18 protein-coding genes are annotated in these 14483 nt (G+C 62.6%); 14 read left to right on the top strand and 4 right to left on the bottom strand.

Features of this window, described 5'->3' with window-relative positions; translation table 11 throughout:
* Positions 1 to 8: 8 nt before the first annotated feature.
* Positions 9 to 281, top strand: a complete 273-nt coding sequence (locus ATI14_RS09370; protein ID WP_016972680.1) for a GNAT family N-acetyltransferase — start codon at positions 9 to 11, stop codon at positions 279 to 281.
* Here ATI14_RS09370 and ATI14_RS09365 read toward each other — a convergent pair.
* Together ATI14_RS09365 and ATI14_RS09360 are read right to left on the bottom strand one after the other, a co-directional pair.
* Positions 261 to 662, bottom strand: a complete 402-nt coding sequence (locus tag ATI14_RS09365) for a helix-turn-helix domain-containing protein (protein WP_016972681.1) — start codon at positions 660 to 662, stop codon at positions 261 to 263. The genes ATI14_RS09370 and ATI14_RS09365 overlap by 21 nt on opposite strands.
* Complete coding sequence (locus tag ATI14_RS09360; protein WP_016972682.1) at positions 659 to 955, bottom strand: type II toxin-antitoxin system HigB family toxin; 297 nt, start codon at positions 953 to 955, stop codon at positions 659 to 661. Before ATI14_RS09360 ends, ATI14_RS09365 begins: the two co-directional genes overlap by 4 nt.
* 225 nt (positions 956 to 1180) lie before the next feature.
* Here ATI14_RS09360 and trxC point away from each other — a divergent pair, with 225 nt between their 5' ends.
* Positions 1181 to 1615, top strand: coding sequence for a thioredoxin TrxC (gene trxC, locus ATI14_RS09355; protein WP_016972683.1), 435 nt, complete (start codon positions 1181 to 1183; stop codon positions 1613 to 1615).
* A gap of 114 nt (positions 1616 to 1729) precedes the next feature.
* Here trxC and ATI14_RS09350 read toward each other — a convergent pair whose 3' ends face one another.
* Together ATI14_RS09350 and ATI14_RS09345 are read right to left on the bottom strand one after the other, a co-directional pair.
* Positions 1730 to 1954: a DUF6124 family protein gene (locus tag ATI14_RS09350; RefSeq protein ID WP_016972684.1), complete on the bottom strand. Its 225-nt coding sequence runs from the start codon at positions 1952 to 1954 to the stop codon at positions 1730 to 1732.
* Between the two features lie 457 nt (positions 1955 to 2411).
* Positions 2412 to 3182, bottom strand: coding sequence for a ParA family protein (locus tag ATI14_RS09345; protein ID WP_016972685.1), 771 nt, complete (start codon positions 3180 to 3182; stop codon positions 2412 to 2414).
* Between the two features lie 348 nt (positions 3183 to 3530).
* On the opposite strand from ATI14_RS09345, the gene ATI14_RS09340 reads away from it, so the two are divergent.
* The 12 genes from ATI14_RS09340 to ATI14_RS09285 all read left to right on the top strand — a co-directional run bounded on the left by ATI14_RS09340 (position 3531) and on the right by ATI14_RS09285 (position 14478).
* On the top strand, positions 3531 to 4250 hold the full coding sequence (locus ATI14_RS09340) for a beta-ketoacyl synthase chain length factor (protein ID WP_016972686.1): 720 nt from the start codon (positions 3531 to 3533) through the stop codon (positions 4248 to 4250).
* Positions 4226 to 5038, top strand: a complete 813-nt coding sequence (locus tag ATI14_RS09335) for a lysophospholipid acyltransferase family protein (RefSeq protein WP_016972687.1) — start codon at positions 4226 to 4228, stop codon at positions 5036 to 5038. Before ATI14_RS09340 ends, ATI14_RS09335 begins: the two co-directional genes overlap by 25 nt.
* The gene (locus ATI14_RS09330) at positions 5016 to 5285 is read left to right on the top strand and encodes a phosphopantetheine-binding protein (protein WP_016972688.1); all 270 of its coding nucleotides are present in this window, start codon (positions 5016 to 5018) and stop codon (positions 5283 to 5285) included. The genes ATI14_RS09335 and ATI14_RS09330 overlap by 23 nt, the downstream gene beginning before the upstream one ends.
* A 9-nt stretch (positions 5286 to 5294) precedes the next feature.
* Positions 5295 to 5549, top strand: a complete 255-nt coding sequence (locus ATI14_RS09325; protein WP_003187949.1) for an acyl carrier protein — start codon at positions 5295 to 5297, stop codon at positions 5547 to 5549.
* Positions 5546 to 6091: a COG4648 family protein gene (locus tag ATI14_RS09320; RefSeq protein ID WP_016972689.1), complete on the top strand. Its 546-nt coding sequence runs from the start codon at positions 5546 to 5548 to the stop codon at positions 6089 to 6091. The genes ATI14_RS09325 and ATI14_RS09320 overlap by 4 nt, the downstream gene beginning before the upstream one ends.
* The gene (locus ATI14_RS09315; protein WP_016972690.1) at positions 6088 to 7758 is read left to right on the top strand and encodes an acyl-CoA synthetase family protein; all 1671 of its coding nucleotides are present in this window, start codon (positions 6088 to 6090) and stop codon (positions 7756 to 7758) included. The genes ATI14_RS09320 and ATI14_RS09315 overlap by 4 nt, the downstream gene beginning before the upstream one ends.
* 128 nt (positions 7759 to 7886) lie before the next feature.
* Positions 7887 to 8621 carry a glycosyltransferase family 2 protein gene (locus ATI14_RS09310; protein WP_016972691.1) on the top strand — a complete coding sequence of 245 codons (735 nt, stop codon included), beginning with the start codon at positions 7887 to 7889 and terminating at the stop codon, positions 8619 to 8621.
* Positions 8618 to 9553 (top strand): LpxL/LpxP family acyltransferase, encoded by a 936-nt coding sequence (locus ATI14_RS09305; RefSeq protein ID WP_016972692.1) that lies wholly within the window; start codon positions 8618 to 8620, stop codon positions 9551 to 9553. Before ATI14_RS09310 ends, ATI14_RS09305 begins: the two co-directional genes overlap by 4 nt.
* The gene (locus tag ATI14_RS09300; protein WP_016972693.1) at positions 9537 to 11078 is read left to right on the top strand and encodes an HAL/PAL/TAL family ammonia-lyase; all 1542 of its coding nucleotides are present in this window, start codon (positions 9537 to 9539) and stop codon (positions 11076 to 11078) included. The genes ATI14_RS09305 and ATI14_RS09300 overlap by 17 nt, the downstream gene beginning before the upstream one ends.
* On the top strand, positions 11071 to 11499 hold the full coding sequence (locus ATI14_RS09295) for an acyl-CoA thioesterase (protein WP_016972694.1): 429 nt from the start codon (positions 11071 to 11073) through the stop codon (positions 11497 to 11499). Before ATI14_RS09300 ends, ATI14_RS09295 begins: the two co-directional genes overlap by 8 nt.
* A gap of 26 nt (positions 11500 to 11525) precedes the next feature.
* A complete protein-coding gene (locus tag ATI14_RS09290) occupies positions 11526 to 12176 on the top strand; it encodes an outer membrane lipoprotein carrier protein LolA (protein WP_016972695.1) in 651 nt (216 codons plus the stop codon).
* Positions 12166 to 14478, top strand: coding sequence for an MMPL family transporter (locus ATI14_RS09285; RefSeq protein ID WP_026083025.1), 2313 nt, complete (start codon positions 12166 to 12168; stop codon positions 14476 to 14478). The genes ATI14_RS09290 and ATI14_RS09285 overlap by 11 nt, the downstream gene beginning before the upstream one ends.
* Positions 14479 to 14483 lie beyond the last annotated feature (5 nt).

The raw sequence follows: 14483 nt of genomic DNA, 5'->3' as shown, positions 1-14483 counted from the left end.
ACGCACCCATGAGGCTTTCTGACATCCCGGCCGGGCTATTACGCAGCTCCCGCCTGGAAAACGCCCGCACCAACATGCAAACGGCGCTGGATGACTTCAACGCCAAGCACATCGAACTCACCACCGCCAGGCGCAACACACGCAGCATCAAAGTGGCCGAACGCTGCGGTTTCATCCGCGAGGCCGTGCTTTCCAATACCCGGATCGATAAGGCCGGGGTGGTGGATGACACGGCGTGTATGTGTTCACAGGCACCGTACTTAGATAAAGGTTTCCACTGAAACCCCAAAACGCTCCGCCAGCCAACGAATTTGCCGTACGTTGAGGTGGCGCTTGCCGCTCAATATCTCAGAGACGACCGATTGAGCGCCAACGCCGGGCAGGTCGCTCTGGGTGAGGTTGTGTTCGCGCATCATATAGCGCAGCACGTCGACACCGCTGGCGACGGGCATGGGGCGATGCTCATGATCGTAAGCTTCGATCCTGTCACTGAGAATATCCACCAGGCTCATCAGCGGGCTGTCTTCATTTTCGCCGATCAGGCTCAACAACTCGTCCAGACCGCACACCAGCGCGTCGTAATCCGCCTCGTTTTCCGGCTTGCGCATGACTGGCGAAACGAATTGCCAGTGCTCAGCCGCTACTCGCATAAGCGCGCTCATCTGATTTTTTCCTTCCATTTGTCTTTCTCATAATCGCGGTGGTCAAGCAGGTGCTTGATGTAAACGCGCTGCGCTCGATACTCCACGCCCGCAATCAACCTCAGCTTGTTGCCGCCAATATCGAATACATGAAACACCCCAACTTTATCGGTGGCGGGAAACATGGTTTTCATCGCCGCGAAGTCCTTGGGATCATTTCGCTTCATGATCCGATACCACTGATCCAACGCTGAGGCTGAACGTGGCCACTTTTGCTTGGCTTCCCAGATTCTTTTTTCACTGATCACTCGCATGCAACGTCCTTATCGCATCTTGCTATGGAGGTTAGACCCGAATTCTGAATATCGCAATTTGCTATAACCGCAAACAGACCAATGGCTCAAAACAGAGCAGGCTTAGACAGCCTAGATACGCGACCCCAGATCAGCACGAGCGAAACTGTGAACGGATGAGTCGCCTTGATAAACCCTGAGTTCGGCTCCAAATAGAGTCCATTGGCCCTATCAGAGAAGCCCACCATGTCCGAACCACTCGTAATCCCCTGCCCCCACTGCAACGGCCTCAACCGCATCCCCGGCGAACGCCTGGGCGATGCGCCGAAATGCGGGCGCTGCAAGCAGCCAGTTTTGCTGAATAAGCCGTTTGAGCTTAAGCAAGGCGACTACGCCAGCCAGATCAAGGGCGATTTACCATTGCTGGTGGATGTGTGGGCGGACTGGTGCGGGCCGTGCAAGTCGTTTGCGCCGGTGTTTGAACAGGCCGCCGGGCAATTGGAGGGCAAGTGCAGGTTGGCGAAGCTGGACAGCGAGGCGAATCAGCAGTTGTCGGCGCAGTTGGGGATTCGCTCGATTCCCAGTCTGATTCTGTTCAGGAACGGCCGTGAAGTGGCGCGCCAGAGCGGGGCGTTTCCGTTGCCGCAGTTGATGAGCTGGTTGCGAAGCCAAGGCGTTTAACACGGTCAAATGTGGGAGCTGGCTTGCCTGCGATGGCATCACCTCGGTGTAACTGGCAGACCGAGTTGCTTGCATCGCAGGCAAGCCAGCTCCCACCCTGACCGCGTTTAAACCTCAGGCTAGTGGGGCTTCGCGGTCCATCATTTGGCCGACCAGCATTACGCCGAGTTCGCTGAGTTGATGGATGGCGAGGGCTACGTCACGGTGTTCACCGGAGAGGTCGTTGGACAGGTTGAGCAGCAAGGTGCGGACGGAGGAGAAGGTTTCGAAGCTGTTGAGTACGAGGGTTTCGGTGGGGAGGTTGGGTGATACGCAGAACAGTTTGGTAGCGTTTGGCATAATCGACTTTTCCCGAATTTGGCCGCCATCACACCGCTACTAAACGGAGGGGTGGCAGCTGTACGCAGGTTAGTAGACCGGTGGAAAGCCGAAGACCGGCGCACCCGAGGGTGCCCTACGCACAGCCACCATCATGCTCAGACCCGAAGGTCCGATAGGCGACGCTTGTACGTTCGGCGATCACACTCGGGCTACTAAACCCGACCACTGAGAATTCAGCGGCCCGAGAACCTTAGAGACGCCCACCCAGACGCACAAGCCGGGCGATTCTGGCTTACCTGTAGGCAACCATACAAGGCAAAACCCCGCTTGCCAGATCGTTCCTACGCTCTGCGTGGGAATGCATACCGTGACGCTCCGCGTCACCCATGCACAAATCTCAACATGTGCGGTATCCAGCGGGACGCGGAGCGTCCCAGGCGGCTTTCCCACGCAGAGCGTGGGAACGATCAGTGCCTCAGGCGTTTTCCAGCAAGTTATGCAACTCCACAAACTGCTGCGTCAGCTTGTGCCGTGGGTCGAGGTGGATCAGCGGCTTGCTCTCCTGGTGCGACTCACGCATGCGCACGGAGCTGGCCAAGTACACCGGCAGCACCGGCAACCCCTCGGCAATCAACTCATCGAGCATCTGCTGCGGCAAGCTCGCGCGAGCCTGGAACTGGTTGACCACGATGCCTTCCACTTCCAGGCCTTCGTTATGGTCTTCCTTCAACTCTTCGATTTCCGCCAGCAAGCCATACAGCGCCTGGCGCGAGAAGCTGTCGCAGTCAAACGGGATCAACACGCGATCGGCCGCAATCAGCGCCGAAACCGCGTAGAAATTCAAGGCTGGCGGCGTATCCAGGTAAATCCGGTCGTAATCTTCGCTCAGCTCATCCAGCAGCTTTCGCAGCTTGTTGATCTTGTGCTTGGCCTCGAGCTTGGGCTGCAGGTCGGCCAATTCAGGGGTGGCCGTGATGACATGCAGGTTGTCGAACGGCGTTTCATAGATATCCACCTTGTTCTTCTTCGAAAACGGACCGGAAGACAAGGTTTGTTTGAAAAAATCCGCGATCCCCATAGGGATATCGTCGCCGGTCAGCCCCGTGAGGTACTGGGTTGAGTTGGCCTGTGCATCGAGGTCCACCAACAGGGTTCGATAGCCTTCGCTGGCGCTGACCGCCGCCAGGTTGCAGGCGATGCTGGACTTGCCAACGCCGCCTTTCTGATTGAACACCACACGCCGCATGGAAAAACCTCCGTGTATCAATGAATGCCCGAGTGTAGAGGGCAAAAGCGCCTGTTAGCTACCTCGTTTATCCATGCTCGGCTGCATCGCAAGCCTTCTGTCCGCTGTCTGTCATCCGTTCCCCACGCAAGAACAGGACAAGGCCGACAATTCAATCAGCCCCTTGGTAAAGGACAATCTGTAAATCTTTCCAACCAAATTGTAATCAGCCGTGAACAATTCTTTACCAAAGTTTGCTAGAACCCCGCAGCACCGGGATAATGCGCGCCACTCGGCGATTGCTCCCTGTCCCGGTATTCGGGGCCAATGGCCGCACATGGAAGCCCGCAGGGGCGGGATAACTTCTCAGTGATCACTTTCAACATCGCCCAATGGCGCGCCTGGGCTCCCGGCCTGGAGAGCGCGGACGACTGGCACGCCTGGTGCCAGGCACCGGTGTTGCTGCCAGCCAGCGATGCATCCCCCGACGTGTCATTTCTGCCGGCCATGCAACGCCGGCGCCTCAGCCGCTTGGCGCGCATGGCCTTCAGCGTCGGCTGGCCACTGGCAGAAAGCCTTCAGGATCTGCGGCTGGTGTTTATTTCACGCCACGGCGAAACCCCGCGCACCCTCGACATCCTCAGCGACCTGGCCAATGACGAGCCGCTGTCGCCCACCCAATTCAGCCTGTCGGTGCACAACGCGGTGATTGGCCTGTGGTCGATCCTGCGTAACGAAACCAGCGAAATGACCGCCCTCGCCGCCGCCGGCGATGGCCTGGAGCACGGCATGCTCGAAGCCGCCGCGCTGCTCAACGAGGGCGCCCCGGCCGTATTGCTGGTGATCACCGAAGAACAGCCGCCCGAAGCCTATGCCGGCTGGATCCACGACGTACCGTTCCCCTACGCCCTCGGGCTGCTGCTCACACCCGGCGACGAGTGGCAATTGGAACTGAACAGCGGCGCTGTCCAACTCAGTCAAACCCAGTGGCCCCATGCCCTGAACCTGCTGCGCACCCTGCTCACCGAGCAGGCCACCTGCCAACATGCCTGGAAGAACCGTGTATGGAACTGGCAACGCAAGCCCTGACCGACAAACCACGGGACGCCTACTACTGGCGCCTGTTCGCCACCGCCGCGAGCTTTTTCATGTTCGGCGTCGGCGGGCTGTGCCTGCGCTTGCTGGTATTCCCGCTGCTCAGTTGCCTGCCCGGCAGCGCTGAAAAGCACCGTCGGCGCGTACGCCACACCATCAGCCGGCTGTTCTGGCTGTTTATCCGCATGATGCAACGCGCCGGGGTGCTGACCTACAGCGTCGAGGGCGCCGAAAAACTTGGCCGCCCGGGCCAGATGATCGTCGCCAATCACCCGTCGCTGATCGACGTGGTGTTTCTGATCGGGCTGATGCGCCAGACCAATTGCGTGGTCAAGCAGAGCCTGTTTCAAAACCCGTTCATGCGCGGGCCGGTGCGTGACGCAGGCTATATCAGCAACGATGGCAGCGCCGAGATGCTCGACGCCGCGGCCGACGCCCTGCGCGAAGGCCAAACCCTGATCATCTTTCCCGAAGGCACGCGCACCACACCTGGCGCCGCGCCCGCCTTTCATCGCGGCGGTGCGGCCATTGCCCTGCGCGGTGCCACGCTCATTACCCCGGTGGTGATTAAAGTCAGCCCCACTACCCTGACCAAGGCCGAACCCTGGTATCGCATCCCCAAACGCCGATTTCATTTTAGTTTGCGCGTGGGTGCCGATATAGAGCCACAGGCGTTCGCGGCACTCGGGCCTGCCCCCCAGGCCTCACGCAAGCTTAACGATTACCTGCACCACTATTTCATTAAGGAGCTCGCCGAAGATGAGCGACAGACACAGCCTTGAGCACGACATAAAAGCGCTGATCATCGAGGCCCTGGGCCTGGAAGACATCAGCGTTGATGACATCGGCAGCGAACAAACCCTGTTCGGCGAAGGCCTGGGCCTGGACTCGGTGGACGCCCTGGAACTGGGCCTGGCGATCCAGAAAAAGTACGGCATCAAGATCGACGCCGACGCCAAGGACACCCGCAATCACTTCACTAACGTGGCCAGCCTCGCGGCGTTCGTCACGGCCCGACAGGCAGCTTGAGACCGTACCATGCAAACTCGTGACGATATTTTCAACACCCTGCGCGATGCCTTGGTGGAACTGTTCGAACTGCCGCCGGAACGCGTCACCCTCGACGCCAACCTGTACCAGGACCTGGAAATCGACAGCATCGATGCCGTGGACCTGATCGACCATATCAAGCGCCAGACCGGCAAAAAAATCGCCGCCGAAGAGTTCAAGGCGGTGCGCACCGTGAATGACGTGGTTGAGGCGGTGTACCGTCTGGTTCAGCCCGCCGCATGAGCCGCTTGATCGGCCTTGGCCTGTTGCTGGCGGGGCTGCTGTACCCCTTTGCGGTGTATTACGGCACCGAGCACTTTGCACCGTGGCAATTCGGTTTGCTGCTGGGCAGCCTGTGGCTGTTGCGTGCACTCATCGGCGCACGGCGCCCCGGCAGCCGCGGGATGGCCGGGGCGGTCATCGTGTTCTGCCTGTTGCTGGCCTGGTTCGACAACCCGAACCTGTTGCGCTGGTACCCGAGCCTGGTCAACGCCTTCATGCTCGCGCTGTTCGGTTCGAGCCTGAAATACGGTCTGCCGATAATCGAGCGCCTGGCGCGCATGACCGACCCCGACCTGCCGCCCAAGGCGATTGTGTATACCCGCCAGGTCACCGTGGTGTGGAGCGTGTTTTTTCTGTGTAATGGCCTGCTCGCCGCCGCCCTCACGCTGTGGGCGCCACTGAGCTGGTGGACGTTGTACAACGGCCTGATCGCCTACGGGCTGATGGGGCTGTTGTTTGCCGTGGAATGGCTGGTACGACAAAGGGTTCGAGGCCGCATATGAAAGGGTTGAAACTTGAGCACGTGCTGCTTGAGCCGCTGCAACAGCGCTGGGTAACCACCGAGCCTGCGATGAACCACGCGCAACTGTGCGAGCAGTCCCTGAGCCTCGCGGCCGGGCTGCGTGCGCGTGGCATCCAGCGCTTGGCGGTGCATCTGGAAGACGCCGGGTTGCTGGCGATCGCCGTACTCGGCGCTTGGCGCGCCGGGGTCAGCGTGTTGCTGCCCGCCGACCTGCAGCCGCAAACCCGTCAGCGTTGGGACGACTCGGTAGACGCCTGGCTGGTCGAAACGGCGGATCTTGAGGCGCTGTACCAAACGCCACTGGAGCCTGCCGCGTTGAATCTGGACAGCTGCCAGCTCAGCCTGTGCACTTCCGGCTCCAGCGGCGAACCCAAGCGCATCGACAAGACCCTGCGCCAGCTGGCCAACGAGGTTCAAGCGCTGGAAGCCTTGTGGGGCGCAGACCTCAAAGACGCCTGCATCATCGGCAGCGTGGCCACGCAACACATCTATGGCCTGCTGTTTCGCGTGTTGTGGCCGCTGTGCGCCGGTCGCACCTTTGTGCGCAAGCAACTGGCGTTTCCCGAAGACCTGCAGCGCGCCAGCCGCGAACACCCGCAATTTGCCTGGGTCGCCAGCCCCGCGCTGCTCAAACGCATGGGCGACAACCTCGACTGGCCCGCGCTGAGCCGGGTGTCGCGGGTATTTTCGTCGGGCGGCGCGCTGCCCCTTGAGGCCGCGGGCGAGCTGTACGACCGCTTGCAGCAATGGCCGACGGAAATCCTCGGCAGCTCGGAAACTGGCGGCATCGCCTGGCGACAGGGCGCGCAGCCCTGGCAGCCGTTTGCCGATGTGCAACTGAGCCAGGACGCCGACGGCGCCCTGCGCATCGCATCGCCGTACTTGCCGCAGGGGCATATCGAACAGACTGCCGATGCGGCGCGCATCCACTCCGATGGCCGTTTCGAGCTGCTCGGGCGCCTGGACCGTATCGTCAAACTGGAAGAGAAACGCATCTCCCTGCCCATGCTCGAACAGGCACTGGTAAGCCACGCCTGGGTCGCGGAGACCCGACTGGGCGTGGTGCAGGAAAACCGCGCCTCCCTCGGCGCGTTGGTAGTGCTGAGTGCCGATGGCCTGCATGCCTTGCGCAATCAGGGCCGCCGTGTGGTCACGCAAACCCTGCGCGAACACTTGAGCGCACATTGCGAAGCCCTGGCCCTGCCCCGTCGCTGGCGATTCCTGAGGCAACTGCCGTTTAACAGCCAGGGCAAACTGGCCCAGGCCGAGGTCGAGGCCTTGTTGCTGGCCCCACGGCCAAAATCACCGCATGTACTGGAACAGGTCGAAACCGAAGGTGAGTGGACCCTGCAACTGAGCATCCCGCCGGACCTGGCCTATTTCAGCGGCCACTTTCCGGCCACACCGATACTGCCGGGCGTGGTGCAGGTGGAGTGGGCGTTCAAACTGGGCCAGCAATTGCTCGACCTTCCGCCCTCCTTTGCCGGAATGGAAGTGCTCAAGTTTCAGCAACTGGTGCGGCCGGGCGACACCATAGAACTGCATCTGCGCTTCGACGCTGAACGCAGCAAGCTGTACTTCGCCTACCGCAACGGCGTCGCCGCGTGCTCCAGTGGCCGGATTCAGTTGGTGACTGCGCATGCATAGGTCAGATGAGTGCTGCGCACTTAATCGCGGGCAAGCCCGCTCCCACACTTTGATTTGTGAACACGCTCAAATGTGGGAGCTGGCTTGCCTGCGATGCAGGCAACTCGGTCTCTCAGGAGATCAGCGCCATGCATAACCCCTGCGCCCTGATTCCGGTCTACAACCATGAGGCCGCCGTGCCCGCTGTGGTTCGCAGCCTGCTGAACAGCGGCCTGCCATGCTTGCTGGTGGACGACGGCAGCAGTCCGGCCTGCGCGGCAGTACTCGCACAACTGGCCACCCTGGGAAACGTCACCCTGCTGACCTTGCCTTCCAACCAGGGCAAAGGCGGCGCGGTCATGGCGGGCTTTCGCGAAGCCGCGCGCCTGGGCTATAGCCACGCGCTGCAAGTCGACGCCGACGGCCAGCACGACCTGCGCGAAGTCGACGCCTTCCTCGACGCCTCCCGCGCACACCCCACGGCGGTGATCTGCGGCTACCCCGAATACGACGACAGCGTGCCCAAAGGCCGCCTCTACGCCCGCTACCTGACCCACGTGTGGGTGTGGATCAACACCCTGTCGCTGCAAATCCGCGACTCGATGTGCGGTTTTCGCGTGTACCCGCTGGTGCCGACCCTGGCCCTGATGGACTCGGCCTACATCGGCACGCGCATGGATTTCGACTCCGACATTCTGGTGCGCCTGGCCTGGCGCAACCAACCGATGCGCTGGCTGCCGACCCAGGTGCATTACCCCACCGACGGCCTGTCGCACTTTCGCCTGTTCCACGACAACGTGCGCATTTCGGCCATGCACACCCGGCTGTTTTTCGGCATGTTGGTGCGCGCGCCGATGATCCTGTGGCGGCGGTGGCAGGCATGAACGACAGCAGCAAACACTGGGCCGACCGCGAGGAGCGCGGCAGTTTCCGGCTGATGAAACTCACCGCCTTCGCCGCCAAAGTGCTGGGGCGTCGCCTGCTGAGCCCGGTGCTGTACGGCATCGTCCTGTACTTTTTCCTGTTCGGCCGCACCGCCCGCCAGAGCGCTTGGGAATACCAGCGGCGCCTGGCCGTCTGGAGCGGGCGCAATGAATTGCGCCCCACCCATAAAAGCGTCTTTGGCCAGTTCATGGCCTTCGCCGACTCCTTGCTCGACAAGCTCGACGTATGGAACGGCAAGTTGCGCATCGAACAGATCGAAATCAACGACCCCGCACAACTGCGCGGCCAACTGCGCGGCGAGCGCGGGCAGATGCTGGTGGGCGCGCACCTGGGCAACCTCGAAGTGTGCCGCGCCCTCGCCGAGCTGGGCGAACAGGTCACCATGAACGTGCTGGTGCACACCAAGCACGCCGAGCAATTCAACCGCCTGCTGGGCGAAGCCGGGGCCACGCATTTGCGCCTCATTCAGGTCAGCGAGCTGGACCCGGCCACCATGCTGCTGCTCAGCCAGCGCCTGGACGAAGGCGAGTGGCTGGCCATCGCCGGCGACCGCGTGCCGCTGCACGGCGGGCGCAAGGTTCGCGTGGATTTTCTCGGCGTTGACGCGGCGTTTCCCCAAGGCCCATGGCTGCTGGCGGGCCTGCTGAAATGCCCGGTAAACCTGCTGATGTGCCTCAAACACAACGGCCGTTATCGCCTGACCATCGAGCCGTTCGCCGACGTGATCGAATGGAAGCGCAGCACCCGCGAGCAGGTGATCGCCCAGTGGACCGCGCGCTATGCCGCGCGCCTGGGTCAGTTTTGCCTGGCAGCGCCCCAACAATGGTTCAACTTTTACCCTTTCTGGAAGACCGATGACCACGCATCTTGAGCCGGTAACCTTTGGCGAACGCCCTTTGCGCATTGAAGACGTGCTGGCCCTGGCCAACCGTCAGGCGCCCACGCAGTTGCAAAACGACGCCGCGTACCGCCAGCGCATTGCCAAAGGCGCGCAGTTCCTCGACTCGCTGCTGGACAAGGAAGGCGTGATCTACGGCGTGACCACCGGTTACGGCGACTCCTGCGTGGTGGCGGTGCCGTTGCAGCACGTTGAAGCGTTGCCGCGCCACCTCTACACCTTCCACGGCTGCGGCCTGGGCAAGTTGCTCGACGCGCAGGCCACCCGCGCGGTGTTGGCCGCGCGGTTGCAGTCGCTGTGCCACGGCGTGTCCGGTGTGCGCGTGGAGCTGCTGGAACGTCTGCAGGCGTTCCTCGAACACGACGTGCTGCCGCTGATTCCGGAAGAGGGCTCGGTGGGTGCCAGCGGTGATTTGACGCCGCTGTCTTACGTGGCCGCGACCCTGTCCGGCGAGCGCGAAGTGATGTTCCGTGGCGAACGCCGCCAGGCCGCCGAGGTGCACCGTGAACTGGGCTGGGACCCACTGGTGCTGCGCCCCAAGGAAGCCCTGGCGCTGATGAACGGCACCGCCGTGATGACCGGCCTGGCCTGCCTGGCCTTCGCCCGCGCCGACTACCTGCTGCAACTGGCCACGCGCATCACCGCGCTGAACGTGGTGGCGTTGCAAGGCAACCCGGAACACTTCGACGAGCGCCTGTTCGCCGCCAAACCACACCCCGGCCAGATGCAAGTCGCCGCCTGGCTGCGTAAAGACCTGGCGATTGATGCGCCCACCGCGCCGCTGCATCGCCTGCAGGACCGTTACTCGCTGCGCTGCGCGCCCCACGTGCTGGGCGTGTTGGCCGATAGCCTGAACTGGCTGCGTTCGTTTACCGAAATCGAGCTGAACAGCGCCAATGACAACCCGATCATCGACGCCGAAGAGGAGCGCGTGCTGCACGGCGGGCACTTCTACGGCGGGCACATCGCCTTTGCCATGGACAGCCTCAAGACACTGGTGGCCAACGTCGCCGACCTGCTCGACCGCCAGCTCGCGCTGTTGGTGGACGTGCGTTACAACCATGGTTTGCCGAGCAACCTGTCCGGCGCTCCGGCGGATCGCGCCATGATCAACCACGGCTTCAAGGCCGTGCAGATCGGCACCAGCGCCTGGACCGCCGAAGCACTGAAGAACACCATGCCGGCCAGCGTGTTCTCACGCTCCACCGAGTGCCACAACCAGGACAAAGTGAGCATGGGCACCATCGCCGCCCGCGATGCGATCCGCGTGCTGGAGCTGACCGAACAGGTTGCCGCCGCCACCTTGCTCGCCGCCAACCAAGGCGTGTGGCTGCGCGCCCAAGCGGAGGACGCGCGCGCCTTGCCACCGGCCCTGGCCGCCATGCATGCAGAACTCGCCAAAGACTTCCCGCCGGTCATCGAAGACCGCGCCCTGGAAGGCGAACTGCGCCTGTGCCTGAAACGTATCGCCGAGCAACACTGGAGGCTGCATGCGTAGCCAGGGCGTGCTGCACTGCGACACTGAAATCCTCGTGCCGTTTTTCGACGTCGACACCATGAACGTCGTGTGGCACGGGCATTACGTGAAGTACCTGGAAGTGGCGCGCTGCGCGCTGCTGGACAAGCTCGGCCACAACTACACGGCGATGCTTGAATCCGGCTACGCGTGGCCGGTGATCGACCTGCAACTGCGCTATGTGCGCGGCGCCGTGTTTGGCCAAACCATCAATGTGCGCGCCAGCCTGGTGGAGTGGGAAAACCGTTTGAAGGTGAACTACCTGATCACCGACCTTGCCAGCGGCGAACGCCTGACCCGGGCCAGCACCGTGCAAGTCGCCGTGGAAATCGCCAGCCGCGAGATGCAACTGGCCTCCCCTAAAGTATTCACAGACGCCGTAGAGAGAGCCCTGAAATGCTGACTTCTGTGGGAGCGGGCTTGCCCGCGATGGTCGTCAACGATAATGCAATCCGCCTGGCACTCCGCAGCGTCCTCAGGTTCATCGCGGGCAAGCCCGCTCCCACCTTGATCGGGTTGCTCTTGAGTTTCAGTGCTCAGGCTTTCGATTTACAACAACTCAGCGATCAACTCGCCAAACCCACCGTCATCCACGGCCAGTTCACCCAGGAAAAACACCTGCGCGCCCTGCCCCAGCCCCTGGTCAGCAAAGGCACCTTCGTGCTGGCCAAAGACCACGGCCTGCTCTGGCTGTTGAAGACCCCGCTGCAACAGGACTACCGCATCAGCGCCCAGGGCATTGCCCGCCGCGACGCCAGTGGCTGGCAATTGCTGCCCAACAAGAGCGCCGGCGCCGAGCAGAATCGTTTGTTCCTCGCCGTGCTTCAGGGCGACAGCAGCGGCTTGCAGCGTGACTTCGAATTGCAGCTGCAGGGCGATGCGCAGCAATGGAAACTCACGTTGGTCCCCCGCTCGCTGTTGCTCAAGCAGGTGTTCACCCGGATCAATATCGACGGCGGCGAGCTGGTGCAAACAATCGAGCTGCTGGAAACCCAGGGCGACAGCACCGTTTTGCGCATGCAGGACAGCACCGCCAACCAGCCGCTGAGCGAATCGGAGCAGCATGATTTTGCCCAGTGAGCGCCTGTTGCCACGCCTGTTCCTGATCCTGCTGGTGGCCGTATTGGCCCTGGCCGGCTGGCAGTGGCGGCATGGCGCACCGCTGTCGGCGAACCTGATGGAGCTGGTGCCGGGCAACACCCCCGATGTGCTGGAGCAGCAAGCCGAACAGCGCATGCAGGAACCGCTGAACCGCGAAATGCTGGTGCTGGTCGGGCATGCCGACCGCCAGCAAGCCGTGGCGTTGGCGCAGCAATTGGGCGAGCGCTGGCAGGCCAGCGGGCTGTTTGAAAAGGTGCAGTGGAACCTGCAGGCCGACCTGCCCGCACTGCGTGAACAGCTGCTGCGCGGGCGGCTGGCAATGCTCTCGGCCAAAGACCGCGAGCAACTGATCGACCACCCCGACGCCTTCATCCAGCAGCGCGTGCAATCCTTGTTTGACCCCTTCACCGGGTTCAGCCTGGTGCCCAGTCAGGACGACTGGCTGGGCCTCACCGGGCGCATCCAGAACAGCCAGCCGCAGCACGGCTCGGTGCAGCTGGATATCGGTAGCGGCTCGTTGATCGCCGACGCCGACGGCAAAAGCTGGGTGCTGCTGCGTGCGCGCACCACCGGCAATGCCTTCGACATGAAACTGCCGCTGCAAGTGGCGGATTTGCTCAAGGCCAGCCGCGAGCAGGCCGCCGGGCAGGGCGCGCAATTGCTCGCCGCCAGCGGCTTGCTGTACGCCGCCAATGGTCAGCAGCAGGCCACGCGGGAAATCACCTGGGTGGGCGGCGGCGCGACCTTGGGCATTCTTTTATTGCTGTTGCTCGCATTCCGTCGCTGGCGTGTCTTGCTGGCCTTTGTACCGGTGCTGGTGGGCATGCTGTTTGGCGCAGTAGCCTGTGTGGCGCTGTTCGGCCACATGCATGTGATGACGCTGGTCTTGGGTTCGAGCTTGATTGGCGTGGCGGTGGATTACCCGCTGCACTACCTGTCCAAAAGCTGGAGCCTGCAACCGTGGCGCAGCTGGCCGGCCTTGCGCATCACCCTGCCGGGGCTGAGCCTGAGCCTGGCGACCAGTTGCATCGGCTACCTGGCGCTGGCATGGACGCCGTTCCCGGCGCTGACGCAAATCGCGGTGTTCTCCGCTGCGGGCCTGGTTGGCGCTTACTTGTCGGCCGTGTGCCTGCTGCCCGCACTGCTCAAGGGCGTTGAACTGCGCCCGGCGCAATGGCCGCTGCGCATCGCCGAGTGCCTGTGGTTGGCACGCACTGCATTGCTCAAGCGCGTGCCAAGCCCGGTGCTGCTGGCGTTGCTGCTGCTGTTCTGCGCCGGTGGCCTGTGGCACTTGAGCAGCAAAAACGACATTCGCCAGTGGATCGGCGCCCCGCCGCAACTGCTGCAAGAAGCCCAGGCCGTGGCGCGTATCACAGGGTTCCAGCCCACCAGCCAATTCTTTCTGGTACGCGCCGACAACCAGCAGCAATTGCTGGAACGTCAGGCCGCGCTGGGCCAGCGTCTGGATCAACTGGTGAACATGAACAAGTTGCAGGGCTACCTGGCACTCAACCAATTGGTCAGCCTGCCAGCCGAGCAACAGCAACTGCGCGATGCGCTCAATGCATTGCCGCAACACTGGCAGCCGCTGCTGGACCTCGGCGTGCCCGTCAGTGCCTTGCAGGCTGAAGTCGCGCAGCTGCAAGCCTTGCCCACCGAGGACATCGACGCGGCACTGGTCGGCCCGCTCGCCGAGCCCTGGCGCACGCTGTGGCTGGGCCCGGTGGACGGCGGCGTGGCGGCGATGGTCAGCCTGCAAGGCTTGAACAACCCGGCGCTGCTGCGGGTGCAGGCGCTGGACTTGCCCGGCGTGCAACTGGTGGATCGCCTTGGCGACTTGAACCGGGTGTTCGCCGACACACAGATCAGCGCGGCAGAATTGAAGTTGATGTCTTGCGTGCTGATCGTGTTGCTGCTGATCTTGCCGTTCGGCTTTGGCGGCGCGTTGCGCATCGTCGCCCTGCCGCTGCTCGCCGCACTGTGCAGCCTGGCGAGCCTTGGCTGGCTGGGTCAGCCGCTCACACTGTTCAGCCTGTTCGGCCTGTTGCTGGTCACGGCGATCAGCGTGGATTACGCGATCCTGATGCGCGAGCAAATCGGCGGCCCGGCCGTCAGCCTGTTGGGTACGCTGCTGGCGGCACTGACGACCTGGTTGTCGTTTGGCCTGCTGGCGGTGTCGAGTACACCGGCCGTGAGCAATTTCGGCCTGTCGGTCAGCCTGGGCCTGGCTTTCAGCTTTATGCTGGCGCCCTGGGCGGGCCATCAGCGGCACGCCTCATGAATGTG

The sequence above is a fragment of the Pseudomonas tolaasii NCPPB 2192 genome, from assembly GCF_002813445.1.
Lineage (GTDB): Bacteria > Pseudomonadota > Gammaproteobacteria > Pseudomonadales > Pseudomonadaceae > Aquipseudomonas > Aquipseudomonas tolaasii.
The sequence above is the reverse complement of the archived record's forward strand: the minus strand, read 5'-3'. Positions and strand labels throughout refer to the sequence as shown.